The sequence below is a fragment of the Pseudomonas sp. AL 58 genome (assembly GCF_036348395.1).
Taxonomy (GTDB): Bacteria; Pseudomonadota; Gammaproteobacteria; order Pseudomonadales; family Pseudomonadaceae; genus Aquipseudomonas; species Aquipseudomonas defluvii.
This window is the reverse complement of record NZ_JAZBQR010000015.1, coordinates 22,527-46,259: the sequence shown is the minus strand read 5'-3', so window position 1 is coordinate 46,259 and position 23,733 is coordinate 22,527. Positions and strand designations below refer to the sequence as shown.

Below are 23,733 nucleotides of genomic sequence, written 5' to 3'. Positions count from 1 at the left end.
ACCATGCGTTACACCCTGTTTGAACAGCAGAAAGACTTGATCATCCTCATCGCACGCCTTTTGCTGATGACTATTTTTGTCATGTCTGGCTGGAGCAAGCTGACCAACTTCGAAGGTACTGCAGGCTATCTTGCGTCGCTTGGCGCACCGATGCCGCCCGTGGCAGCAGGGATCGCAATACTGATGGAGTTCTTCGTCGGCATTGCCCTTATAGTCGGTTTTTTTACCCGGCCACTGGCGGCATTGATGGCGTTGTTCGTGCTGGGGACGGCACTCATTGGCCATCCCTTCTGGAGCATGCCTGAGCCCGACAAGGCCGCCAACATGATCCAGTTCTACAAGAACATCAGCATCATGGGAGGCTTGTTGCTGCTCAGCGTGACAGGCGCAGGCAAGTTCTCGGTCGATCGGCAGTAACCCGATCCCCCCATGATTCAGTGCAAACGCGCCTACACCCCAGCAGCCGCGGAAGACGGATACCGCGTTCTGGTTGATCGGCTGTGGCCGCGAAATTGTCGGAAAGACCAGCTGTTGCTGAACGCGTGGCTGCAAGACGTTGCACCCTCTACGCACTTACGCAAGGCCTTCAAGTCCGGTGAACTGGATTTTGCCCAGTTCACCGCGGCCTATCGGCAAGAGCTGGCCGCACATCCGGAGTATTGGCAAACGCTTTTGCCCCATGCCGAAAAGGGTACGCTTACCCTTGTGTTCGCAGCCAGGGATCCGCAGGCAAACAATGCCGTGGTCCTCGCCGACTGGCTGGAAGAGGCACTTGATCGATCGGCAGGCGCAAGCTCGCCTGTGTGCTACCTGGGTGACTTCCCAGAGTACTGATGAAAGTGAAGTGGGTTTTAGGGGCTTGTACATGACGCAGGTTGGCTATTTTCCGGTATTTTCCGGGTGGCCTCTGGATTGCATAGATACGTCGCTGAGTTATCCTTTATATTCGTAAGGTTTTAGCACTCGCGCGCCTGGGTCGATGACAGTCAACCATCCCCCAACTGCGCTGATGGAGCAGTGTCATGATTGGGCGGCGCGAATGAACCCTTTTGCACTACAGCATGACCAGAATGTGCTCATTGCCGAGCAAGTTCGTACCGACCGCTTGCATCTGCTGTTCCGTCAGTCCGTAACGGCGGTGGTCGGCAGCTTCATTGCCGCCTGTATGCTCTGCTGGCTGTGCTGGGAACGTGCGGATCAATCCGTCATTCTGTTATGGATCTCACTGCTCGGTGGCGCAACACTGCTGCGCATCGGCTTGTTCCTGGCCTACTTTCGCAGCCATGAGCGCGAACGCATTCCTGACCGCTGGGAAGGCAAGTACTGGATCACCCTGGTGCTCTCTGCCGGCCTCTGGGGGCTCGGCGCGCTGGCGATAATGCCAAGTGATGACCTCCTGGCGCAGGCGATCGTACTGCTGTTTACCGTCGGCATGGCCGGCAGCGCCGTGTCCTGCTACTCGGCGTACCGATCCATGACCTTGTCGGCCATGGGGCTGGTCTTGCTGCCGTGCACGCTCTGGCTACTGCTTCAACCCTCGGCGATGCAGGTCGGCATGGCCATCGCCGCCCTGCTGTTCTCGGCATCCATCGTGCGGGCGACGCGCGAGCTCTCCGAGGCGCTGGAGAAAGCCTTTCGTTTAACCCATGAAATGGAGCATGCACACCGCATTGCCAGCTATGCCGCACAGACCGACGAACTCACCGGCCTGAACAATCGCCGCGCATTTTTCGAGCACGCCCAACAACTCTATAGCTACTGCAAGCGCAATCAGCGCCCTCTTTGCGCCCTGGTGCTGGACATCGACCACTTCAAGCAGATCAACGACACACACGGCCACCAGGCCGGTGATGAGGTTCTGCGCCAAATAGGTGCAGTGATCCGGGCGTCCTTTCGCGAATCGGACGTCTACGGCAGGCTTGGCGGTGAGGAGTTCGCGGTACTGCTGGCAGATACCACCCTGGAGGCAGCGCTACGCATTGCCGAACAGCTCGGAAAATCGATTGCCGAGATGCCCTTGATGCTCGAAAAAACACGAACACAACGCCTTACCGCCAGCCTCGGGGTAGCCTCGGCGAGTGCCGAGGATATGGACCTGCACGACCTGTTGAACAATGCCGACAAAGCCATGTATCGCGCCAAGGCCCTCGGCCGCAATCAGGTGGTTGCGGCCGAGTAACCTCCTCGTCCTTTTAACGAGAATACTGGCGCTACCCCAACAACTCCCGCATTCGATACCACAACATTCCCAGCGCCAGCAGCGGCGAGCGCAAGGCCGGGCCACCGGGGAAGGTCATGTGCGGCACTTTGCTGAAGATGTCCAGGCCATGGCTGTGCCCGGCATGAATCGCTTCAGCCAGCAGTTTCGCGGTCCAGTGGGTGACGTTCAGGCCATGGCCTGAGTAGCCCTGGGCATAGAACACGTTCGGGTGCTGCTGCAAACGCCCGACCTGGGGAAAACGGTTGGCCGTAATGCCGATCTTGCCGCCCCATTGGAAGTCGATGCGCACGTCGGCCAGCTGCGGGAACACCTTGAGCATTTTCGGTCGCATGTAGCCGGCGATATCCGCCGGGTCGCGCCCGGAATAGTGACACGCGCCACCGAACAGTAAGCGCCGGTCAGCGGTCAGGCGGTAATAATCCAGGCCGACTTTCTGGTCACACAGGGCCAGGTTCTGCGGGATCAGCGCGTTGGCCACGGCAGGCGCCAGCGGCTCGGTGGTGATGATGTAGCTGCCAGCAGGCAGCACCTTGCCGCTCAGGCGCGGTTCCAGGTCGTCCAGGTGCGCGTTGCACGCCAGCACCAGGCTTCCCGCCTTGACCGTACCCTTGGCACAACGCACCTGTACCGTGTCACCGTGGATCAGTTCCAGCACCGGGCTTTGCTCGTAGATACATACGCCCAGTGATTCGGCCAGACGCGCTTCAGCCAAGACCAGATCAAGGGGATGAAGGTGGCCCGAGCCCATGTCCAGTAAGCCACCGGCATAGGCATCGGACGCCACGACCTGGCGCATGTGCTCTGGCCTGATCAGTCGGGTTTCATGACGGTAACCCAAGGCTGCGAGGCTTTCCTGCTCCTCGCTGAAGGCAGCGAACTGCGCAGGCGTATTGGCCAGCTCACAGAACCCCCAGCGCAGGTCGCAGTCGATCGCGTGTTCACGAATCCGCGTGCCGACCACCTCGACCGACTCAATACCCGCGCGCTGCAGATAGCGCACGCCCTCCTGGCCGACATGACGGACAAAGCCTGAAACATCATGACCGATGCCGCGAATCAATTGGCCGCCGTTGCGCCCACTGGCACCCCAGCCGACTCGCCTGCCTTCGAGCAGCACCACCGAGAGCCCACGCTGGGCCAGCTCAATCGCGGTGTTGACCCCGGTAAAGCCGCCGCCGATCACACAGACATCGGCGATAACATCTGATGCGAGCGCGGGATAGGCAGCCATGTGTTTCGCCGTTGCGTAGTAGTACGAACGGGCATGTTCCGACGACGTTGCCATGGTACGTGCTCGACTCATTGGTTGGATTTCACTTTGCTCCAGGCGCGGGTCATCAAGCGCATGATCGCAGGCGGCAGCGTTTGCGAGATGTACAGCTTGTCCAGCACGGCTTGCGGCGGGTAGACCTCCGGGTTGCTGGCAAGCTCGGCCTCCATGTACGCCTTGGACGCCGGGTTCGGGTTGGCATAACCAACGGTGCTGCTCACGCTGGCGATCACTTTTGGCTCAAGCAGGTAGTTGATGAAGGCATGGGCTTGTGTGGTGTTTTTGGCATCGGCGGGAATCGCCAGCAGGTCAAACCACAGGTTGCTGCCTTCCTTGGGAATGGCGTAGGCGATGTGAACACCGTTTTTTGCATCCTTGGCACGGTTGGCGGCCTGGAACACGTCACCTGAGTAACCCATCGCCACACAGATATCGCCGTTGGCCAGGTCCGTCACGTACTTGGAGGAATGAAAATAGGTGATGTACGGCCGCAAGGTCATCAGCTTGGCTTCGGCCTTCTTGTAGTCTTCAGGGCGGGTACTGTTCGGGTCCATGCCCATGTAGTTGAGTACCGCCGGAAACAGCTCATCGGCCGAGTCCATCATCGCCACGCCGCACTGGCTGAGTTTTTTCAGGTTCTCGGGCTCGAACAGCACGGCCCAGGAGTCGATGTGGTCTACACCCAGCACCTGCTTGACCTTGTCGACGTTGTAGCCGATGCCGTTGGTGCCCCACAGATAGGGCACCGAGTGCGCGTTACCGATATCGTTCTTTTCCAACAGCTTGAGCAGCGCCGGATCGAGGTTCTTCCAGTTGGGCAGCTCGGCGCGGTCCAGTTTCAGGAACGCGCCAGCATTGATCTGGCGTGCCAGAAAGTGGTTGGACGGCACCACGACGTCGTACCCGGTCCGCCCTGCCAACAGTTTGCCCTCCAGGGTTTCATTGGAGTCGAATACGTCGTAGATCACCTTGATCCCGGTTTTGCCCTGAAAGTCAGCGAGCGTGGTCTCACCGATATAGTCGGTCCAGTTGTACACACTGACACTTGGCTGAGCCTGGGCAAGCGTACCGAACAGCAAGGCAAAGCCCGCCGGAACAACGGTTTTCATAAGACGCATATCGACACCTTTCATATTGTTTTATCGATGGTTATGACGTGGCCGAAATCAGACGCTGAGCAACAGGAACTCACGCTCCCATGAGCTGATGACCCGCTTGAAGTTCTCGTGTTCGGCACGTTTCACCGCGACGTAACCGCGCACGAACTTACTGCCCAGGTAGCGCTCGATGGTCGGGCAGTCTTCCATGTGCGCCAGCGCATCCTCGATGGTGATCGGCAGGCGCAGGTTGCGGCGCTCATAGGCTCGGCCCTGCACGGCGGCACTCGGGTTGATCTGCTCGACCATGCCCAGATAGCCACAGAGCAAGCTGGCGGCAATCGCCAGGTAGGGGTTGGCATCCGCCCCTGGCAGGCGGTTTTCCACGCGCATGGCTTCAGGGCTGGAGGTCGGTACACGCAGGCCCACCGTGCGGTTTTCTTCGCCCCACTCTACGTTCACCGGCGCCGAGGTGTCCGGCAGGAAGCGGCGGAACGAGTTGACGTTGGGCGCGAACATCGGCAGTACTTTCGGGATGTACTTCTGCAGGCCGCCGATGTGGTGGAGGAACAGTTCGCTCATCTTCCCGTCGGCATCGACAAAGATCGGTTTTCCGCTGGCGATGTCCACAACGCTCTGGTGCAGGTGCATGGCACTGCCTGGCTCATCCCCTATCGGCTTGGCCATGAAGGTGGCGGTGACGTTGTGTTTGAGCGCAGCCTCGCGCATCGTGCGCTTGAACACGGTGATCTGGTCGGCCAGGTCCAGCGCATCGCCATGACGGAAGTTGATTTCCATCTGCGCCGGGCCGTCTTCGTGGATCAGTGTGTCGAGGTCCAGGCCTTGGGCTTCGCACCAGTCATAGACGTCTTCAAACAGCGGGTCGAATTCGTTGGCCGCGTCGATTGAAAACGACTGCCGACCACTTTCGGCACGGCCCGAGCGGCCCAGCGGGGCTTGTAGCGGCAGGTCCGGATCGTCGCAGCGCTGGGTCAGGTAGAACTCCATCTCGGGCGCGACGATGGGCTGCCAGCCTTTGTCGGCATACAGCTTCAAGACGTTCTTCAGGACGTTGCGCGGCGACAGTTCGATCGGGTTGCCGAGCTTGTCGAAGGTGTCGTGAATCACAATGGCGGTCGGCTCGATGGCCCACGGCACGGCATAGATCGCGTTTGAGTCTGGCCGACAGATCATGTCGATATCGGCTGGGTCGAGCAGGTCGTAGTAGATTTCGTCGTCGACGAAATCGCCGGTCACCGTCTGCAGCAGCACACTTTCCGGCAGGCGCATGCCCCGTTCATGCAGGAACTTGTTGGTGGGCGCGATCTTGCCACGGGCAATCCCGGTCAAATCGCTGACCACGCACTCCACTTCAGTAATCTTGTGTTCTTTCAGCCAGGCGGACAGCTGATCGAAAGGGGTATTCATAAAAACCTCGTTGTTGTTTTGGGGTGGCACCCGACATGGCGCCTTCTACGCATCGCGGGGTGCATGGCTTCCCCTGCATCGCGTTGAGGACTATCTTGGGCGAGCGATCGGGCTTCGATCTATCCACTTTGAACACAACAAAATGCACCAATGTAGTGCATTGAAGGTTTCCATGACATCGCTGAACCCCTTGCGTGTCCAGGCTTTTACCACCGCCGATGTTGCCGAACAGGTGCGTGCGACCCCTGGCTGGGCACAGCACTATCAGCAGATGTCCCCTGGGCATTTCGCGGGGCTGGTGCGCTGCCTGGACCTACAGGGCGTGGACGTCTACGAAGAACGCATGAACACTCGTGTAGAACAGAGCTTCAGCGCGCCCAGTGGCTCACTGGCGTTCTGTTTCGACCGCAGCGACAACAGCCTTTACGTGTTGAACGGCGAGAGCCGCAATATCTGGATCACTCCGGAGAACTACCAGGAAGTGGCCGTGGTGTTTGGCCCGGAGTTCGTTCGTGGGCACGGGCTGGATGTCGCCGCGATGGAAGGCCTGTTCATGGCGCCGCTCAACTCCCAGCAGAATGCCTTGTTCAGCAGCTGGCTGAGCAGCACCCTCACCCGACTCTCGCAAAGCCTCGACTCACCCGACGAGGGCGCACTGGCCGAGCAGTTGCTGGAAGACTGTTTGTTCATCCTCGACAACGCCTGTGCCCGCCTTGGGCAGAACGAGCTGTGGCGGCGCACCGAAGAGCGCAACATCATGCGCAGGGTATGCGAGTGGGCGGCGGACTCACCCGAGGAAACCGTCAACTTGCTGGAGCTCTCGCACATTGCGGGGGGATCGTTGCGCCAACTGCAGAGCGCCTTCAAAGCCTATACCGGCATGACCCCGACCCACTGGCTACGCCTGCGTCGCCTCAACGGCGCACGACGCGAACTGCTCAAGGCCCGCGATGTGACCGTGGCGGAAGTGGCAATGCGCTGGTCGTTCTGGCACCTGGGGCGGTTTTCCAGCAGTTACCAGGCACTGTTCAAGGAGCTTCCGAGTGAGACACTGAAGCGCAATGGGTTCCGCCTGCCCCTCAAACACGGCTAACCCGGCAGTGAATGGATGCGAACACCGGTAACCGGCAAGCATTCCGACCGGATGAGTCTATAGTGTGAAAGTTTCTTGCCACCTGCCTTGATGAGATTCGATGAACAGCTTTGACTGGCTACCCACAGACGCAATCCACCTGTTCTTTGTGCTGTTCCTGTCTTTCCTCATCGGGCTGGAACGCGAAGAGCACAAGACCAACAATGACCAGTATGCGTTTGGCGGCGTCCGTACCTATCCACTGATAGGCCTGATCGGTTACTCGATTGCAGTGTTGAACAGTGGCGAACTGCTGCCGCAAGCGTTGGGCTTTGCCGTTGTGGCCGCCTTCCTGTTACTGGCCTACTGGCACCGACTCTCCTCTACCGGATCACCCGGCATCACCTCGGAAATGTCCGGGCTGACCACCTACCTGGTGGGCGCCCTGATCTATCACGAGATGTTCTGGCTGGCCACCGCGCTGACCGTGTCGAGCATCATCCTCCTGGAGCTGAAGACACAGCTGGAAAACCTGGCTAAGCGCATTGAAACCACGGACATCCTGACCTTCGCAAAATTTCTCCTGCTGTCCGCAGTCATCCTGCCACTGTTGCCGAACACACCACTCACCCCGTTTCAGATCAACCCCTTCACCACCTGGCTTGTTGTGGTTGCTGTGAGCGCATTGTCGTATGGCAGCTATGTGTTGCAGCGCGTGACAAAAAACCAGAGCAGCGTGTTGATGTCGGCACTCGTGGGGGGCGCCTATTCATCGACTGTGACCACGGTGGTGCTTGCCAGGCGCTCGCAGCAGGAAGAACAGGCGCACCTTTATTCTGGCGCCATCCTGATTGCATCGGGCGCCATGTACTTGCGCCTGGCGGCACTCCTGGCCCTGTTCAACCGCGACCTGATGAGCCGCCTGGCACTTCCGTTCATCGTCCTGGGCAGTATGGCGATACTCATCGGTTGGCTATGGTCGCGAAAAGGATACGCCGGGGCGACGACGATAAAGCCACTTGAACCCAAGAACCCGCTGGAAATCAGTGCCGCGCTGCTGTTTGCATTTCTGTTTGTCGGCATGCTGGTGGCAACACACCTGGCAATCGAATACTTGGGGTCCGTGGGCATCTACTCACTGGCCTCGGTGATGGGCGTCACCGATGTAGACCCGTTCATTCTCGGCATGACGCAGTCTGCCGTGAGCAGCACCCCACTGTCGGTCGCAGCCTCCGCCATCATCGTTGCAGCGGCCAGCAACAACCTGGTCAAGGGGATCTATGCCTTCACCCTGGCCTCCCGCAAAGCGGGCGTGGAAAGCCTGTGCTTCCTGCTAGGCCTGGCAGCCGGGGGGTTGCTGCTCCTGCTGTAGCGCCGCATGAACAGCCACACGGTTGCGGCCTGCGGCTTTCGCGCTGTACAACGCCTGGTCCGCAGCCCGAATCAGCGCGATTGCTGAAGTAGTCGATATCGATCAGCAACTCAGCATTCTGTGCTTGAGGCATCAGCACATCGCTTATGATGCAAGCAGAGATGACGGCCAAGCGGAACAAGTCACCCCTTCGCGCAAAAAACGTTTCACCCCAGAGACTGCACGTCGACACACAGGCAAGGATCAACCCATGTTTTTCAACAAACGCGATCAGGCGAACATCGAGCGCCGCCTGGTGGCAACCCTGACCGAGGCCTGCGAGACGGCCAAGGCAGAAATCGTCGGGTTCTGCTGGCTAACCCACACGGTGGATTACCGGGCGTTCCCCTCCAGCCTGAAGGTGACCTGGGTCTTCGATACCCTGACCAACAAGCAACAGGCCCTGGCCAGCGGGCAAGGCGCGCGCATGGTTGAACTGACGGCAGCGGCGCTGGTTGAAGCCGGGATTGCCCTCGACCCCGTGTCGACACATGTGCACTACGACACCGAAGAACAATGCCAGCGCACCCATGCGGGAAACTGGCAACAGCGTTTGGCACGGGGTTGAAGCATGGCCAAGGATATCGAGAACCCGTGTATCGCCGTCTGCCAGCTAAGCGGCGACCTGTGCCTGAGCTGTGGTCGCAGCAAGGAAGACATCAAGAAATGGAAGCGCATGAAGCGGCCGGAAAAGATGGCCGCCGTACAACGCGCAACCCAGCGCCTGAAAAGCCTGCAAAAGAAACGCCCCTAAGCCAAATACCGAAAGCGCAGTGCTCCCTGTGGGAGTTGGCTTGCCAACGATGCAGGCGCCGCGCACGTACTGATACCCCGGCGCTCACGGCGTACCGAACATCGCGGTCCAGTAGATCCCCGCGTCACTCTTGGGGTCGACTGCGTAGGCTGCGCCCAGTTCGCGGAACCGTGGGTTCATCAGGTTGGCACAATGGCCAGGGCTCGCCAGCCAGCCGTCGACCACCTTGCGTACGGTGTCCTGCCCTGCGGCAATGTTCTCGCCAATCAGTTGGCCGCTGTAGCCTGCCAGTTCAGCCCGGTCACCCGGTGTACGGCCGTCGCGGTCCTTGTGATCGAAGAAATTGTTGTTGGCCATGGATCGGGTATGGCCTTCAGCCGCCGTTGCCAGTGTCGCATTCCAAACCAACGGTGTTGTCGCGCCAAAGGGCTGGGTGCCGCACTGGCGGGCCTGCGCACGTGCGCTGTTGATCTGTTCGAGGAGCTTCTGGCCCTCGGCTTGCCAGTCGCCCAGTCGCCCCGCCAGCAGCGGCCGGGCCAGCACGATGCGCCAGGCACGGTCTTCGCGGCTGACGCCGATATCGACGAACTGCGGGTCGAGCACAATCTGGCAGAAACTCTCCTGCACCGCCTTCATCGCCGCCTGCGCATCACGCGGCCCGGACAAGCTGATCGCCTGCACATTGACCATCGGGTACGAGGCTCGCGCCAGTGCTTGCTGCAGGTCACCGACACCACTGGCAGACAGCACCAGACGCGGATCGGCTGCAAGTGGCGGCAACTCTTGCGAGGCCTGCCCCGCACAACGCTGCACCTGGCTGCGGTAGGCATTGATCGACTGGACCAGTTGCGTCTCCTCGGTCGCGGCTGCCGTGGCGGCTAACACCAACCCTGCAGACAACGCGGCAAAACGCAAAGCGGATGATAGGACGCGCATGTAACTCTCCCTTTTTCTGATGGTGCTAATAATGCGCGAAATCACCCCCTGCGGCACAAGGGCTTTACTCAGGGCGCACCGAACACCATCGTCCAGTAGACCCCCGCATCGCTACGCGAGTTGGTCGCATAGGCCGCGCCAACCTGGGTAAACATCGGGTTCATCAGGTTGGCGCAGTGGCCAGGGCTGGCCAGCCAGCCCGCCATAGCCTTGCTTGCTGAACCTTGCCCGGCGGCGATGTTCTCGCCAATCTGCCGGCCACGGTAGCCAGCCGCCCATGCCCGGTCTGCGGGCATGTCACCATCAAGGTCCCGATGGGCCAGGTAGCTGCCGCTGGCCATCGACTGGCTATGCCCTTGCGCTGCGGCCCCAAGGGCACTACTCCAGGTAAGCGGCCGGGCGGCGGCAAACCGTTTACGACCACAGAGGCGCGGCTTTGCCCGCGCCGCATTGACCTGTGCCAGCAAGGTAGAGCCCGCTGCTCGCCGATCCTCCAGATGACCCTCGAGCAAGGGGCGCGCCAACACGACTCGCCACTCACTGTCGTCGCGACGGATGCCGATATCCGCGTACTGGTTATCGAGCAAGGCTGCGCAGTAATCACGCTCTAGCTGGTCGAACGCCTCATCAGCGTCGTAGGCGCCCACCAAGCGGATACTCCGTACTGAAACGGCCCGATAGCCGGAATCCTTCAACGCCTCGCGCATTTCACCGCGATAGCGAATCGGCAACGCCAGGCTCGACTTCAGCGCCAGTGGGGGCAAGGCGCGGCCCGCACTTCTGCTGCAACGCTGGGGATGAGCACGGTAGTCGTTGATCGCCTCCGCCAGCTGCTGTTCCCCGCGCGCATGGGCGGGGCTGGAAAGCAGCGGCAACAGCGGGACGAGGCAGAGCGAAACAATGCGGGAACAGTGGACGGCTTGGCGCATGAGGCAGACAGCTCTGAAGAGGTGACGACAGAAAAGGCAGTAACGCAGCCAAGGCAAGACATGCCAAGGCAGGGCCTAAGACTGGAGCCGCTGCACAAGGTTCATGGGGTGAAGGGTATTTTTTACCGAGGTGGCAAGGTCGCCAGCCGGGTCAGCGTCTTCAGGACGTCGTGGTACAGCGGCCCGAGGGCCGCTGTGAGCAGTACGGCGGGCAATGATGTCAGACGCTGAGTCCAGCCAGGCAGCGTTCGAGAATATCCAGACCTTCCTCGAACACCTCGGGTTCGATGGTCAGCGGCGCCAGCAGGCGCACGATATGCCGGTATTTGCCACTCGGCATGATCAACAGCCCCGCCTCGCGGGTGGTTTGCAACAACGTGGCCAGCGCCTGAGGTGCTGGCGAGCCGTCGGCATTTACCAACTCGATGCCGCGCATGGCGCCTGTGCCGGTCAGGCGCCCCAGGTAAGCGGACAAACCGGATGCTTTCCAGCGCTGATAACGCTCGACAATCGCCTTCTCTTGCCGCTCGCCCCAGGTGGCGAGGTTGCTGTCGCTCATTTGCTCCAGGCTGGCCAACGCCGCCGCACAGGCTATTGGGTTGCCTGAATAGGTACCGCCCAATGCGCCGCGCTGCAGCGTGTCCATCAATTGCCGACGGCCCACCACCGCGCCCAGCGGCACCCCGCCAGCAATACTCTTGCCCAGCAGCAGCAGGTCCGGCTCAATACCCAGGCGACCGAAGCCAAAACGCTGCCCGGTGCGACCGAAGCCAGACTGAATCTCATCGACAATCAGCAGAATCCCGCGCTCATCGCAGAACTGACGCAGGTGCCGGGCAAACGCTGGCTCCAGCGCCAGGAAACCACCCTCGCCCTGAATCGGCTCCAGGATAAAACAGGCCACCTCGTTGACGTCGATTTCGACACTGAACAGGCGCTCCATGGCCTTCAGCGCCTGATCGACACTGACGTCGTTGTCCGGGCTAGGGTATGGCAAGTGATAGACCGGCCCCGGCAACACACCAATGCCTTGTTTGTACGGGGCGACCTTGCCATTGAGGTTCAGGGTGGCCAGGGTGCGGCCATGAAAACCGCCGTCGAACGCCACCACTGCAGTGCGCCGGGTAACGCCCCGGGCAATTTTCAGGGCATTTTCGGCTGCTTCGGCACCACTGTTGGTGAGCATGCCACTGGCTGGGTAGCTCAGGCCGATGAACGCCACAAGCCGCTCCATCAACTGAAGGTAAGGCGTGTGCGGCACAGCGTTGAACGCCGAGTGGGTCAAGCGTGCCGCTTGCGCCTGAATCGCCGCCACCACCGCCGGGTTGCAATGGCCCAGGTTGAGCACGCCGATACCGCCGACAAAGTCGATGTAACGCTTGCCATCGACATCCCAGACCTCGGCATTGCAGCCATGATCGAGTTCGATCGGGTGAACTATTGCGATGGAATTGCTGATGGTTTGCGCAGGCATGACAAGCGCCGCTCCCGTGGCTTGAGGGTCGTGTATGGCGGCTATCTAAGCGAGTGACGGTGGCCTGGCACAAGCGAATAAAAATTCTACTGTCATTCCTAAAAGTATCGAATTTGGCGTCATCGGTCACAAAGCACTTAGCAAGAATGTTTTCCTTAAGACCTCGCACGGTCGTCCCAGGCACACCTTGAATTCCTCCAAGGAATGATGTTCTGAGTATTGCTCGTTTGTTGAAGCCCCGTTCGTCGACCAATACTGATCTGGATCAATTACCAGGACCAGGACGCAGTACCGACACGGAAGGTTTCCTTACTAACGATTGTTCAGCGCCGGCTCACCCCGAACGGACCTGTGAGCCAGGGGGCTGCTGAACCGAGGGTTGATGCATGAGTTCAAACAATAACAACCGCGGGCAACGCTCGCTCAAGCATGGCCTGACCACACGCCAGGTCTCGATGATCTCCATCGCAGGCATTATCGGTGCGGGTCTATTCATCGGCTCCTCCAACGCCATCGCCACCGCAGGCCCGGCCATCCTGATCTCCTACGCACTGACCGGCTTGCTGGTGCTGTTGGTCATGCGCATGCTCGGCGAAATGGCCGTTGCAAACCCGAACAGCGGTTCGTTTTCCACCTACGCCGGCGAGGCCATCGGCCCTTGGGCCGGCTTCACCATCGGCTGGCTGTACTGGTGGTTCTGGGTGTTGATCATCCCGGTCGAAGCCATCGCCGGTGCCGACATCCTGCATGCCTGGTACCCCGCCATCCCGTCCTGGGCCTTCACCTTCCTGATCATGATCACCCTGTCGGCCACCAACCTGATCAGCGTGCGCAATTTCGGCACCTTCGAGTACTGGTTCGCCCTGATCAAGATCATCGCCATTCTGGCCTTCATCGGCGTGTGCAGCGCGGCCGTACTGGGCTACTGGCCGCTGGCTGAAGTCTCGGGGGTCAGCCAACTGCTGAGCAATGGCGGCTTCATGCCGAATGGCTTTGGTGCGGTACTGGGCGGCATTCTGGTGACCATCTTCTCGTTCTTCGGCGCCGAGATCGTCACCATCGCCGCCGACGAAACCGAGAACCCCAAAGAGAAGATCCGCCGCGCCACCAACCTGGTGATCTACCGCATTGCGATCTTCTACATTTTCTCGATTTTCTTCATCGTCTCGCTGGTTGCCTGGAACGACCCACGGCTGCTGGAGGTCGGCTCGTTCCAGCGCGCACTGGAAGTGCTCAATGTGCCAGGCGCGAAACTGATCGTTGACCTGGTGGTGTTCGTCGCCGTGACCAGTTGCATGAACTCGGGCCTGTACACCGCATCGCGCATGCTTTACTCGCTGGGCGCACGCGGCGAAGCACCGACTGCAACCCGCTACATTTCGCGCAGCGGCGTGCCGACCGTGGCCGTGCTGATGTCCACCCTGGCAGGCTTCGTCGGCTGCCTGATCAACTACCTGTTGCCGGGCAAGGTCTTTGGCTTCCTGCTCTCGACCACCGGCGCCATCGCCCTGCTGGTATACCTGGTGATCGCGGTGTCACAACTGCGCATGCGTAAACAGCTGGAGCAGAAAGGCCAGACCCCGGTGTTTCGGATGTGGCTGTTCCCATGGCTGACCTGGTTCGTCATCGCCTTGATCTGCAGCGTGCTCGGCTACATGTTGTTCAGCGCTGCATATCGCTATGAAACCCTGATGACCGCAGCGGTCGCCGGCATCGTCCTGATGATCAGCCTGGTGCGCAAATCGAGCACGACAACACCTGCCACTGCTGCCGCGCAACGCGGCTAAGTGATTGACTGAGCTGGCGTTCGATGTTCAGATGCGCGCCAGTTTCAGGTGTCCTGCGCCGCCGTGCGCAGGGTGAAACGGGAAGCCGGTGCGTCTCTTTGACCAGTCCGGCGCTGCCCCCGCAACGGTAAGCGAGCGAGGCCTTCGACAGACCACTGTGCCACGGCATGGGAAGGTGAAGGCCTCATGACCCTCGCAAGCCCGGAGACCGGCCTGAAACCTTGTTTGGCAACCCCGCGGTGGGCGGGCGCAGGCCGGTGGGCGGGCGCCTGCGTGCTCGCCATGCCTCTATGCGTTATTCCCCCGGGATTCATTCATTCCTGTTTCAGCCTGGAACGACATGTCCCGCAATTACCTGTTTCACACCCTTGTGTCCTCTGCTTGCCTCTCGCTTTCGCTGCCGACACTGGCCACTGATGATACCGAGCGCATCCTCGCCCTGCCCTCGACAGCCATCACGGGCGATCGTGATAGCGAACGCGAAGCCATCACTCTGGCAACACCACTGCCGACCGGCTCCCGACTGAACCTCAGTGCGCTGGAGACGCCTGCCAGTACCAGCAGTCTCGATGCCGAGGCCATCGACGGGCGCAACAACCGCAGTGTGCAGGACGCGGTCAGTCGCTCGCCGGGCATCACCTCTGTGGGCACCCCGGGCAACGGCAACACAGCCCTTTCTGCCCGAGGCTTCAGCGGTCACAGCTCGGTGATGACCCTGTTCGACGGCTCGCGCTTGTACACCGGCGCAGGCACCCAGAGCTTCCCGGTAGACCCGTGGATGGTCGAACGCATCGACATCATTCGTGGCCCGGCCTCAGTGCTGTATGGCGAAGGGGCAACCGGGGCCGTGATCAATGTGATCCCGAAGAAGCCCTTCACCGGCGAGATCCGTAACCACCTGCGCCTGGGCTATGGCTCGTATGACCGCCAGCAATTGGGCCTGGACAGCGGTGGTTCGTTAAACGAGCGCCTGAGCTACCGGCTCACCCTCAACCGTGAGCAGAGCAACGGCTGGATTGATCGCGGCGACTCGGAAAACCTCGCCGTCAGTGCCGCGCTGCGTTGGGATGCCAGTGATGACCTGAGCTTCACCCTGGCCCATGAGCGTGGCGACAGTGAGCCGATGAACGACTTCGGTACTCCGCTGATCGACGGCCACTACCGCGACAGCCTGCGCAAAAAGAACTACAACCTCCACGACGCGGTACAGCGTTACCACGATGAATGGACGCGACTGAACAGCGACTGGTCGATCAACGAGAGCCTGACGGCCAGCAACCAGCTCTATTACATCAAGAGCCGCCGGCACTGGCGCAATGCCGAGGACTACAGCTGGGACAGCAGCCGCGACCAACTGCTGCGCCAGAGCTATCTGCACATCAAGCATGATCAGGAGCAAATCGGCGATCGCCAGAGCTTTTCCCTCGACCATACGTTGTTCGGCCTGACGAGCAAGACCGTGGTCGGTGCCGAATACAACCGGATTCGTTTCGACGTCGACAGCAATTCGCCGTACACCGACAACGGCGGCGACTACATCGACCCGTGGCAGCCGGCCCCGGGATACTTCAGCAGCCAGGACCCCACCCGCCCACAAACTCACAGCACCACCCAGACCTTTGCCCTGTTCGCGGAAAACCGCACGCAATTGTCAGAGCGCTGGTCGTTGGTCACCGGAATTCGCCGCGACCAGAACCATATCGACCGCGACAACCGGGTCGACGGCACGCGCAGCGACCGCAGCCTCGACGGTGGCAACTGGCGTGCCGGGCTGGTGTATGCAGTCACCGAGCAGCTGTCGCTGTACGGCCAGTACTCCACCAGTGAAGACGGGGTTGGCGACCTGATCAGCCTCAGCCCGGCTGCACAGCAGATGGACCTGACCGAGTCGAAGCAAACCGAACTCGGCCTCAAGCAGCAGTTCTGGAACGGCCGCGGCGAGTGGACGCTGGCGGCTTATCAGATCGTGAAAAAGAAGCTGCCGGTGGTCACCGACAGCCACACGCGACTCACCCAGCAAGTCGGCCAGCAGTCTTCCGAAGGCCTGGAGGCGACCCTGGAGCTGGCCCTTGCGCAGCAGTGGCACGTCTCGGCAAACGCCTCGCTGGTGCGTGCCGCGTATGATGACTTCGACGAGGTGGTGGCCGGTAATATCGTGTCCCGCTCGGGCAACCGCCCGATCGGTGTACCACGGCGCACCGCCAACCTCTGGCTCAGCAAGGCCTTGCGCAACAACCTCGATGCCGGGCTGGGCCTGCGTTACGTTGATGCGCGCTATGCCGATACCGCCAACACCGCAACGGTACCGGGCTACACCGTGATCGATGGGAATCTCGGCTGGCAACTGCTGCCGGAGGTGCGTTTGGGCCTGCAACTGAATAACCTGCTCGACCGCCGCTATGCCGTCACGGCCCATAGCACTGAGCAATGGCTGATGGGGGCGCCGCGCTCGTACTTCGCCACCCTCGATTACCGTTTCTAAGGCACAAGGAACCGCCGCTCATGACCGCATTGAATATCCACCAACTGCGCTGGACGCCGGCAGCACTCGAGCGTCGTCAGCACTGGTTGCTGCACGGTATCGACCTGCACGTGGCGGCCGGTGAGTTCGTCGGTCTGATCGGCCCCAATGGCAGTGGCAAGACCAGCCTGTTGCGCTGCGCCTACCGCTTCAACCTGCCCTTGGCCGGGCATGTCAGCATGGACGGCACTGACCTCTGGCAGCAGCGCCCGCGCTGGAGCGCGCAACGCATCGCCGTCGTGCTGCAGGAGTTTCCCCAGGCGTTCGGCCTTACCGTGGCTGACGTCGTGGCCATGGGCCGCACGCCCCACCAGGGGATGTTTGCCGGCGACAACCAGGCAGACCGCCAGCTGATCGCACAGACCCTCGACGCGGTTGGCCTGGGCAACCTTGATCAACACGATTTCGCCACCCTTTCCGGTGGCGAAAAACAGCGCGTGCTGCTGGCCCGTGCACTGGTGCAGCAACCGCAACTGCTGATACTCGACGAGCCGACCAACCACCTCGACCCACGCTACCAACTGGAACTGCTGGGCCACTTGCGCCGCCTGGGCTTGAGCACCCTGGCCAGTTTCCACGACCTGAACCTGGCTGCGGCATTCTGCGACCGCCTTTACGTCATCGACAACGGCTGCATTGTCGCCAGCGGCACACCGGCCGAGGTACTGACGGCCGAACGCCTGCACCAGGTATTCGGTGTGCATGCACTGGTCGACACCCATCCACTGGCCGGCTACCCGCGCATTACCTGGATCACCGAACCATGAAACGAGCGCTTCCCTACCTCGCCTGGCTTGCGCTGCTGCCGGCCCTCTCGACCCAGGCCAGCCATTACCCGCTGAGTGTGCAGAGCTGCAACCGCCAGGTCACGTTCAAGCAGGCGCCGCAGCACGTGGTCAGCCATGACATCAACCTGACCGGGATGTTACTGGCCCTCGGCCTGCGCGAACGCATGGTCGGCTACACCGGCGTCAGCGGCTGGAAAACCCTCGACCCGAGGCTCAGCACGGCCCTCGAGGGTGTGCCGGAACTCGCCAGCCACTACGCCAGCGAAGAGAACCTGCTGGACGCGGGTGCCGACTTCTTTTTCGCCGGTTGGGGCTATGGCATGCGGATTGGCGGCCCGCTCACCCCGGCCAGCCTTGAACCGCTGGGGATCAAGGTCTATGAACTGAGCGAGTCCTGCTCGCGGATCATGCCGCAACGCGAGGCCAGCCTTGACGACCTGTACCGTGACCTGGGCAATCTCGGGCGAATCTTCTCGGTCGAAGCCCGCGCCGAGGCGTTGATCAACGAGCTGCGCCAACGTATCGCCCGGGTTCAGGCGCGGCTGACGGCAACGAACGAAACGCCGCGCGTATTCCTCTATGACAGCGGCGAAGACCGCCCCATGACCTCTGGGCGCCTGGGTATTCCACAGGCGCTATTGACGACGGCAGGTGGCCAAAACGTGATGGACGACATCGCCGCCAGCTGGACCCAGGTCAACTGGGAAAGTGTGGTCGAACGAGACCCCGAGGTCATCCTGATCGTCGACTATGGCCCACGCACCTGGCAACAGAAGCGTGATTTCCTGCTGCAGCACCCGGCCCTGCAGGGCGTGAGTGCAATCCGCACGCAACGCTTTATCGTGCTGCCCTATGTGGCGGTGACGCCGTCCGTGGACAACGCCGAGGCCATCGAAACCATCGCCAACGCCCTGCATCCGCAGACCGTGGCGCGGGCAGGTCAGTGATGCCGATACGTAGCGTGGCGGCGTACCGCCTGTTGGTGTTTGGGTTACTGGGCGTGCTGCTGGTGTCGTGCCTGACGGCGCTGGCCTTTGGCTCGGCGAGCGTACCGTTGGCGTACGTCTGGGGGATTGTTGGCGAGCAGTTGGGGCTAAGCGGTGGCGGTGACTGGACGCAGGGCCAGTCACGCATCGTCTGGCTGATTCGTGCACCACGGGTGGTGCTGGGCGCACTGGTTGGCGCCGGCCTGGCCCTGGTCGGTACCGCCCTGCAAGCCGTGACTCGCAACCCGCTGGCCGACCCGCACCTGCTGGGGGTCAGCTCCGGCGCGGCGCTGGGCGCAGTACTGGTGGTGCTGTTCCTCGGCGATTTTGCCGGGGTGTTCAGCCTGCCGCTGGCCGCCTTCATCGGCGCCTTGGGCAGCATGGCCCTAGTGCTGGCGGTAGCCAATCAACAAGGCCGAATGAGCAGCGAACGGTTGTTGCTGGCTGGGGTGGCGGTGTCGTTCGTGCTGATGGCACTGGTCAACCTGCTGCTGTACACCGGCGACCAACACGCCAGCAATTCGGTGATGTTCTGGATGCTCGGCGGGCTTGGCCTGGCACGTTGGGAGATGCTCTGGCTGCCGGCACTGTGCTTGCTGCTCGGCCTGCTCGCCTTGCTGGCCCTGGCCCGTGGCTTGAATGCATTGATGAGCGGAGAACACACAGCCGTGAGCCTGGGGTTCAATGTCCAGGCGGTACGCGTGCAGGTATTCGTCTGCACGGCATTGCTGACCGGGGTGCTGGTGGCGTTGTCCGGGGCGATTGGTTTTGTCGGGTTGATGCTGCCGCACCTGGCCCGGCGCCTGGTGGGCGCCGAACACCGGCGACTGCTGCCGGTCAGCGCCTTGCTCGGCGGTTTGTTTCTGGTCTGGGTGGACGTTGCCGCCCGCACCCTGATCGCCCCGCAAGACTTGCCCATCGGCATCGCCACGGCAGCGATTGGCGGGGTGTTCTTCATCGCCCTGCTACGGCGCCGATAGGTAAGCCAGCTTTGCTGGCGATCCAGAAGCCGCGCACAGGGCGTGAGAACACAATGACTACCCAGGCAGGGTGTAGCGTTCGGCAAAGTACTGACGGAAAAACTCCACCGCAACGCGAACCTTCGCCGAACTGGCCAGCGGCGAAGCGTACACCGCCCAGATATCCGCCGGCTGGTGGTACTCGCTGAGCACCTGCACCAACCGCCCTGCCGCCAGGCTGTCGTGCAGGTCCCACCAGGAGCGCAGCAGTATCCCGCGACCATCCAGGCACCACTGGTGGGCCACTTCGCCATGGTTGGTCGACAATGTGCCAGTCACTCGCACGCTCTCCTCACCCTGCTGGCCTTCCAGTTGCCAGATCCCGAACGGGTGGTCACGTTCCTTGATCACCAGGCAGTCATGGCTGGCCAGTTCCGCCAGGGTTCGCGGCGTGCCACAACGTTCGAGGTAGTCTGGGGAGGCACAGAGCACACGGCGGTTCTTCGCCAGTGGCTTGGCGATCAGGTTCGGGGCGATGGTGTTGCCCACGCGGATATCCAGGTCGACCCCTTCGTCGATCAAGTCAACCAGGCGGTCATGCACGTCCAGCCGGATATCCAGCTTCGGGTAACGTTCGGCCAGCTCCGACAAGGCCGGGGCAACGAAACGCCTGCCCAGCCCCAGGCTGCTGGCAATGCGCAGTTGCCCTACCGGCTCGCGGTGCTGGGCACTGATGTCGTCACCCATGCGCTGCACCGCATCAAAGATATGCAGCGCCCAGCGGTAGACGCGCTCGCCCTCTTCACTCACCGACACACGCCGGGTGGTGCGGTGCAGCAACCGAACCCCCAGGTTGTCTTCAAGCACGCGAATGCGCTTGCTGATGAACGCGGCAGACATTCCAAGCTCATCGGCAACTGCCGCAAAGCTGGCACGTTTGGCGACCTGAACAAAAATGGTCAGGTCTTCAAGGCTGGGCATATTGTTCACGATACGTGCACTAAGAATCCATGATTGACGAGATTATCTCTAAGCGAAGCCCTTATAGCATGGTCCGCACCTGTTCCCTAGACAACGAGTGTGTCCCCCATGAGCAAGACATTCCGGATCGCCGCAATCCCTGGCGATGGCATCGGCAACGAAGTTCTCCCAGAAGGTATCCGCGTGGTCGAAGCGGCTGCGCGCAAGCACGGCCTGAACCTTGAGTTCGAATTCTTTGAGTGGGCCAGCTGCGACTACTACCTGGCGCACGGCAAGATGATGCCGGACGACTGGTTCGAGCAGCTCAAAGGTTTCGATGCGCTGTACTTCGGCGCAGTCGGCTGGCCGGACAAAGTACCGGACCATATTTCCCTGTGGGGTTCGCTGCTCAAGTTCCGTCGCGACTTCGACCAGTACGTGAACATTCGCCCGGTTCGCCTGTTCCCTGGCGTGCCGTGCCCACTGGCCGGGCGCAAACCTGGCGATATCGACTTCGTGGTGATCCGCGAAAACACCGAAGGCGAATACTCGTCGCTGGGCGGGCGGATGTTTGAAGGCACCGAGAATGAGTTCGTCCTGCAGGAGTCGGTGTTCACCCGCCGTGGTGTCGACCGCATCCTCAAGTACGCCTTCGACCTGGCCCAGACCCGCGAACGCAAGCACCTGACTTCAGCGACCAAATCCAATGGCATGGCGGTCAGCATGCCGTACTGGGATGAGCGTACCGCCGCCATGGCTGCGCACTACCCTGACGTCAGTTGGGACAAGCAGCACATCGACATCCTCTGCGCACGTTTCGTCCTGCAGCCAGAGCGCTTCGACGTGGTGGTGGCCTCCAACCTGTTCGGTGACATTCTCTCCGACCTGGGCCCGGCCTGCGCCGGCACCATTGGCATCGCGCCGTCGGCCAACCTCAACCCGGAACGCAAATTCCCGTCGCTGTTCGAGCCGGTACACGGCTCGGCGCCGGACATCTTCGGGCAGAACATCGCCAACCCGATTGCCATGATCTGGTCCGGTGCACTGATGCTTGAATTCCTTGGCAATGACGGTGCCGACCCACGCTACCGCGCCGCCCACGACGACATCCTCAAGGCCATTGAACAGGTCATCGCCGACGGTGACACCACCCGCGACATGGGCGGCAACGCGTCCACCCAGCAGGTCGGCAAGGCGATCGCCGAACTGATCGGGGCCTGATCACCCAGGGCCGGTTGTCAGGATTGTCCGACAACCGGCCTTCGCGTGCTTGCAGTCCTCGACGATTCTATGCAAACTGTTAACCGAAAGATTCACGTTAACTTTTGGTTAACGACAAGGAGGTAGAGGTACCGCAGTACCCCGGACTTGCTCCGGGCCAAGCACTACGTACGCCAACGTCCAGGAGACGATGATGTCCCACAAAAATAAAAAGATTGATGTGTTTCTGATTACCGTGAGCCTGATTGCCGTGCTGCTCACTGTCATCGGGTTAGCCTTGTTCCCCACCCAGGCCGAAACCACGGCCAACCTGTTGTTCGAGTTTTCCACCCGCACCTTCGGTACCAGCGTGCAGTTGCTGGTGTTCATCAGCTCCCTGGCGGTGCTGTACCTGGCCTTCAGCAAGTACGGCAACATCCGCTTCGGCAGTGGTAAACCGGAATACTCCACGACCACGTGGGTATTCATGTTCATCTGCGCCGGCATGGGCTCCTCGACCCTCTACTGGGGCGTCATGGAATGGGCCTACTACTACCAGACGCCGGGCCTGAACATTGTTCCGCAGTCGCGCCAGGCACTGGAATACAGTGTCAGTTACTCGTTCTTCCACTGGGGCATCAGCGCCTGGTCGATCTACGCGCTGGCATCCCTGGCCATGGCCTACCACTTCCATGTCCGCAAGAAGAGCGGCCTGAACCTGGCCTCGATCGTTGAAGCGGTAACCGGCTTCAAGGCCACCGGCCCGGTCGGTCGCACCGTGGACCTGATCTTCCTGCTGACCATGATGGGCGCACTGACGGTATCCCTGGCCCTGACCGCCTCGACCCTGACCCGAGGCCTGGCTGACCTGGCCGGCACGCCCAACACCTTTACCGTGCAACTGATGGTGATCGGTGCCGTGGCAGTGCTGTTCTCGCTCAGTTCCTACATCGGCATCGATGGCGGCCTGCAGCGTCTGAGCAAGATGGTCTGTATCGGCGCGCTGGTGTTTGCCGGTGTGGTACTGCTGGTCGGCCCAACGCAGTTCACCATCAACAACACGGCCAACGCCGTCGGCATCATGATCCAGAACTACGTGCACATGAGCCTGTTCACCGACCCTGCCGGTGACGGTGCATTTACCCGTAACTGGACGGTGTTCTACTGGCTGTGGTGGGTGTCCTACGCACCGGGCGTGGCCATGTTCGTGACCCGCGTTTCCCGTGGCCGGCAGATCAAGGAAGTGGTCTTCGCCCTGCTGCTGGGTGGCAGCTTCGGGTGCTGGTTCTTCTTCGGCGCACTGGAAAGCTACAGCATGCACCAGTTCATCACGGGTGCCATCGACGTGCCGAAAATCCTGACGGAACAAGGTGGCGAAAGCGCCGTGAGTGCGCTGCTGACCGCCCTGCCGCTGGGCAAGGTGTTCCTCGCCGTGTACCTGTTCATCATGGCCGTTTTCTGCGCCTCGCACATGGACGCTGCTGCCTATGCGGTCGCAGCCACCAGCACCCCGAACCTGCGCGAAGGTGAAGACCCAACGCCAACCCACCGCCTGTTCTGGTGCCTGGTGTTGACCCTGGTGCCACTGGCCATGCTGTTCGCCAAGGCTTCGCTGTCGACCATGAAAACCGCTGTCGTGCTCACTGCGATCCCGTTCATGCTGATCCTGCTGGTGAAGATCTACGGCTTCTTCAAATGGATGCTTCAGGACTACAGCCATGTGCCGGCATACCGCATCGAAGAAGAAGCGGCGCGGCTGGCAGGTGAATCCCCTGAAGAAAAAGCCCCGGCCCCTGCGGTTGTCGCAACGCCGTAACCACGGCGACGGTCTGCTCGCCCTCAGGGACCGAGGCGGCAGGCTATTTTTTTTGCCCTGCTTGTTAACCAATAGATACTCGTTAACCAACAAGTAAAAAGTACGACGCTAACGCGTCAGTGCC

At 61.1% G+C, this 23,733-nt stretch carries 20 protein-coding genes, 1 pseudogene and 1 riboswitch; of the genes and pseudogenes, 14 read left to right on the top strand and 7 right to left on the bottom strand.

Annotation, left to right across the window (positions count from 1 at the left end; translation table 11 throughout):
- Window positions 1–3: 3 nt before the first annotated feature.
- From UIA24_RS16755 to UIA24_RS16745, 3 genes are all read left to right on the top strand, one after another.
- Window positions 4–417 carry a DoxX family protein gene (locus tag UIA24_RS16755; protein WP_099775168.1) on the top strand — a complete coding sequence of 138 codons (414 nt, stop codon included), beginning with the start codon at window positions 4–6 and terminating at the stop codon, window positions 415–417.
- A 12-nt stretch (window positions 418–429) separates the two neighbouring features.
- The gene (locus tag UIA24_RS16750) at window positions 430–834 is read left to right on the top strand and encodes a DUF488 domain-containing protein (protein WP_099775169.1); all 405 of its coding nucleotides are present in this window, start codon (window positions 430–432) and stop codon (window positions 832–834) included.
- A 205-nt stretch (window positions 835–1,039) separates the two neighbouring features.
- Window positions 1,040–2,179 carry a GGDEF domain-containing protein gene (locus tag UIA24_RS16745; RefSeq protein WP_102051910.1) on the top strand — a complete coding sequence of 380 codons (1,140 nt, stop codon included), beginning with the start codon at window positions 1,040–1,042 and terminating at the stop codon, window positions 2,177–2,179.
- 31 nt (window positions 2,180–2,210) lie between these two features.
- Here UIA24_RS16745 and UIA24_RS16740 read toward each other — a convergent pair whose 3' ends face one another.
- From UIA24_RS16740 to UIA24_RS16730, 3 genes are read right to left on the bottom strand one after another with little or no spacing between them, the layout of a single operon-like run.
- Complete coding sequence (locus UIA24_RS16740; protein WP_330523375.1) at window positions 2,211–3,524, bottom strand: NAD(P)/FAD-dependent oxidoreductase; 1,314 nt, start codon at window positions 3,522–3,524, stop codon at window positions 2,211–2,213.
- The gene (locus UIA24_RS16735; RefSeq protein ID WP_330523374.1) at window positions 3,521–4,609 is read right to left on the bottom strand and encodes a polyamine ABC transporter substrate-binding protein; all 1,089 of its coding nucleotides are present in this window, start codon (window positions 4,607–4,609) and stop codon (window positions 3,521–3,523) included. The genes UIA24_RS16740 and UIA24_RS16735 overlap by 4 nt, the downstream gene beginning before the upstream one ends.
- 48 nt (window positions 4,610–4,657) lie before the next feature.
- Window positions 4,658–6,016 (bottom strand): glutamine synthetase family protein, encoded by a 1,359-nt coding sequence (locus UIA24_RS16730; protein ID WP_065758644.1) that lies wholly within the window; start codon window positions 6,014–6,016, stop codon window positions 4,658–4,660.
- 172 nt (window positions 6,017–6,188) lie between these two features.
- Between UIA24_RS16730 and UIA24_RS16725 the strand changes: the two genes are divergently transcribed.
- From UIA24_RS16725 to UIA24_RS16710, 4 genes are all read left to right on the top strand, one after another.
- Complete coding sequence (locus tag UIA24_RS16725) at window positions 6,189–7,109, top strand: helix-turn-helix domain-containing protein (protein ID WP_065758643.1); 921 nt, start codon at window positions 6,189–6,191, stop codon at window positions 7,107–7,109.
- 100 nt (window positions 7,110–7,209) lie between these two features.
- Window positions 7,210–8,460 carry an MgtC/SapB family protein gene (locus tag UIA24_RS16720; RefSeq protein WP_102051913.1) on the top strand — a complete coding sequence of 417 codons (1,251 nt, stop codon included), beginning with the start codon at window positions 7,210–7,212 and terminating at the stop codon, window positions 8,458–8,460.
- A gap of 250 nt (window positions 8,461–8,710) precedes the next feature.
- Complete coding sequence (locus UIA24_RS16715) at window positions 8,711–9,067, top strand: hypothetical protein (RefSeq protein WP_330523373.1); 357 nt, start codon at window positions 8,711–8,713, stop codon at window positions 9,065–9,067.
- Window positions 9,068–9,070: 3 nt separating this feature from the next.
- Window positions 9,071–9,253 (top strand): DUF1289 domain-containing protein, encoded by a 183-nt coding sequence (locus UIA24_RS16710; protein ID WP_065758640.1) that lies wholly within the window; start codon window positions 9,071–9,073, stop codon window positions 9,251–9,253.
- Window positions 9,254–9,337: 84 nt separating this feature from the next.
- Here UIA24_RS16710 and UIA24_RS16705 read toward each other — a convergent pair whose 3' ends face one another.
- The 3 genes from UIA24_RS16705 to UIA24_RS16695 all read right to left on the bottom strand — a co-directional run bounded on the left by UIA24_RS16705 (window position 9,338) and on the right by UIA24_RS16695 (window position 12,592).
- On the bottom strand, window positions 9,338–10,189 hold the full coding sequence (locus UIA24_RS16705; protein WP_330523372.1) for a CAP domain-containing protein: 852 nt from the start codon (window positions 10,187–10,189) through the stop codon (window positions 9,338–9,340).
- 68 nt (window positions 10,190–10,257) lie between these two features.
- On the bottom strand, window positions 10,258–11,118 hold the full coding sequence (locus UIA24_RS16700; protein ID WP_330523371.1) for a CAP domain-containing protein: 861 nt from the start codon (window positions 11,116–11,118) through the stop codon (window positions 10,258–10,260).
- A gap of 220 nt (window positions 11,119–11,338) precedes the next feature.
- Window positions 11,339–12,592 carry a 2-aminoadipate transaminase gene (locus UIA24_RS16695; protein ID WP_330523370.1) on the bottom strand — a complete coding sequence of 418 codons (1,254 nt, stop codon included), beginning with the start codon at window positions 12,590–12,592 and terminating at the stop codon, window positions 11,339–11,341.
- Window positions 12,593–12,978: 386 nt separating this feature from the next.
- Here UIA24_RS16695 and UIA24_RS16690 point away from each other — a divergent pair, with 386 nt between their 5' ends.
- From UIA24_RS16690 to UIA24_RS16670, 5 genes and pseudogenes are all read left to right on the top strand, one after another.
- A complete protein-coding gene (locus UIA24_RS16690) occupies window positions 12,979–14,379 on the top strand; it encodes an amino acid permease (protein ID WP_330523369.1) in 1,401 nt (466 codons plus the stop codon).
- Between the two features lie 29 nt (window positions 14,380–14,408).
- A riboswitch (cobalamin riboswitch) is annotated at window positions 14,409–14,610 on the top strand.
- A gap of 59 nt (window positions 14,611–14,669) precedes the next feature.
- Window positions 14,670–16,861, top strand: a pseudogene (locus UIA24_RS16685) (TonB-dependent receptor).
- Between the two features lie 20 nt (window positions 16,862–16,881).
- Window positions 16,882–17,667 carry an ABC transporter ATP-binding protein gene (locus tag UIA24_RS16680; RefSeq protein ID WP_330523368.1) on the top strand — a complete coding sequence of 262 codons (786 nt, stop codon included), beginning with the start codon at window positions 16,882–16,884 and terminating at the stop codon, window positions 17,665–17,667.
- On the top strand, window positions 17,664–18,635 hold the full coding sequence (locus UIA24_RS16675; protein ID WP_330523367.1) for an ABC transporter substrate-binding protein: 972 nt from the start codon (window positions 17,664–17,666) through the stop codon (window positions 18,633–18,635). The genes UIA24_RS16680 and UIA24_RS16675 overlap by 4 nt, the downstream gene beginning before the upstream one ends.
- Window positions 18,635–19,654: a FecCD family ABC transporter permease gene (locus UIA24_RS16670; RefSeq protein ID WP_330523366.1), complete on the top strand. Its 1,020-nt coding sequence runs from the start codon at window positions 18,635–18,637 to the stop codon at window positions 19,652–19,654. Before UIA24_RS16675 ends, UIA24_RS16670 begins: the two co-directional genes overlap by 1 nt.
- Before the next feature lie 57 nt (window positions 19,655–19,711).
- Here UIA24_RS16670 and UIA24_RS16665 read toward each other — a convergent pair whose 3' ends face one another.
- Entirely contained in the window at window positions 19,712–20,614 is a 903-nt protein-coding gene (locus tag UIA24_RS16665) for a LysR substrate-binding domain-containing protein (protein WP_305885270.1), read from the bottom strand.
- A gap of 108 nt (window positions 20,615–20,722) precedes the next feature.
- Here UIA24_RS16665 and UIA24_RS16660 point away from each other — a divergent pair, with 108 nt between their 5' ends.
- Window positions 20,723–21,814, top strand: coding sequence for a tartrate dehydrogenase (locus UIA24_RS16660; RefSeq protein ID WP_065758630.1), 1,092 nt, complete (start codon window positions 20,723–20,725; stop codon window positions 21,812–21,814).
- 193 nt (window positions 21,815–22,007) lie between these two features.
- Window positions 22,008–23,609 (top strand): BCCT family transporter, encoded by a 1,602-nt coding sequence (locus UIA24_RS16655; RefSeq protein WP_102051922.1) that lies wholly within the window; start codon window positions 22,008–22,010, stop codon window positions 23,607–23,609.
- The last annotated feature ends 124 nt before the right edge of the window (window positions 23,610–23,733 follow it).

Bases quoted from the DNA above. Each gene is read 5' to 3' on its own strand.
- UIA24_RS16755 (WP_099775168.1), top strand. From the start codon at position 4: ATGCGTTACACCCTGTTTGAACAGCAGAAAGACTTGATCATCCTCATC.
- UIA24_RS16750 (WP_099775169.1), top strand. From the start codon at position 430: ATGATTCAGTGCAAACGCGCCTACACCCCAGCAGCCGCGGAAGACGGA.
- UIA24_RS16745 (WP_102051910.1), top strand. From the start codon at position 1,040: ATGAACCCTTTTGCACTACAGCATGACCAGAATGTGCTCATTGCCGAG.
- UIA24_RS16740 (WP_330523375.1), bottom strand. From the start codon at position 3,524: ATGAGTCGAGCACGTACCATGGCAACGTCGTCGGAACATGCCCGTTCG.
- UIA24_RS16735 (WP_330523374.1), bottom strand. From the start codon at position 4,609: ATGCGTCTTATGAAAACCGTTGTTCCGGCGGGCTTTGCCTTGCTGTTC.
- UIA24_RS16730 (WP_065758644.1), bottom strand. From the start codon at position 6,016: ATGAATACCCCTTTCGATCAGCTGTCCGCCTGGCTGAAAGAACACAAG.
- UIA24_RS16725 (WP_065758643.1), top strand. From the start codon at position 6,189: ATGACATCGCTGAACCCCTTGCGTGTCCAGGCTTTTACCACCGCCGAT.
- UIA24_RS16720 (WP_102051913.1), top strand. From the start codon at position 7,210: ATGAACAGCTTTGACTGGCTACCCACAGACGCAATCCACCTGTTCTTT.
- UIA24_RS16715 (WP_330523373.1), top strand. From the start codon at position 8,711: ATGTTTTTCAACAAACGCGATCAGGCGAACATCGAGCGCCGCCTGGTG.
- UIA24_RS16710 (WP_065758640.1), top strand. From the start codon at position 9,071: ATGGCCAAGGATATCGAGAACCCGTGTATCGCCGTCTGCCAGCTAAGC.
- UIA24_RS16705 (WP_330523372.1), bottom strand. From the start codon at position 10,189: ATGCGCGTCCTATCATCCGCTTTGCGTTTTGCCGCGTTGTCTGCAGGG.
- UIA24_RS16700 (WP_330523371.1), bottom strand. From the start codon at position 11,118: ATGCGCCAAGCCGTCCACTGTTCCCGCATTGTTTCGCTCTGCCTCGTC.
- UIA24_RS16695 (WP_330523370.1), bottom strand. From the start codon at position 12,592: ATGCCTGCGCAAACCATCAGCAATTCCATCGCAATAGTTCACCCGATC.
- UIA24_RS16690 (WP_330523369.1), top strand. From the start codon at position 12,979: ATGAGTTCAAACAATAACAACCGCGGGCAACGCTCGCTCAAGCATGGC.
- UIA24_RS16680 (WP_330523368.1), top strand. From the start codon at position 16,882: ATGACCGCATTGAATATCCACCAACTGCGCTGGACGCCGGCAGCACTC.
- UIA24_RS16675 (WP_330523367.1), top strand. From the start codon at position 17,664: ATGAAACGAGCGCTTCCCTACCTCGCCTGGCTTGCGCTGCTGCCGGCC.
- UIA24_RS16670 (WP_330523366.1), top strand. From the start codon at position 18,635: ATGCCGATACGTAGCGTGGCGGCGTACCGCCTGTTGGTGTTTGGGTTA.
- UIA24_RS16665 (WP_305885270.1), bottom strand. From the start codon at position 20,614: ATGCCCAGCCTTGAAGACCTGACCATTTTTGTTCAGGTCGCCAAACGT.
- UIA24_RS16660 (WP_065758630.1), top strand. From the start codon at position 20,723: ATGAGCAAGACATTCCGGATCGCCGCAATCCCTGGCGATGGCATCGGC.
- UIA24_RS16655 (WP_102051922.1), top strand. From the start codon at position 22,008: ATGTCCCACAAAAATAAAAAGATTGATGTGTTTCTGATTACCGTGAGC.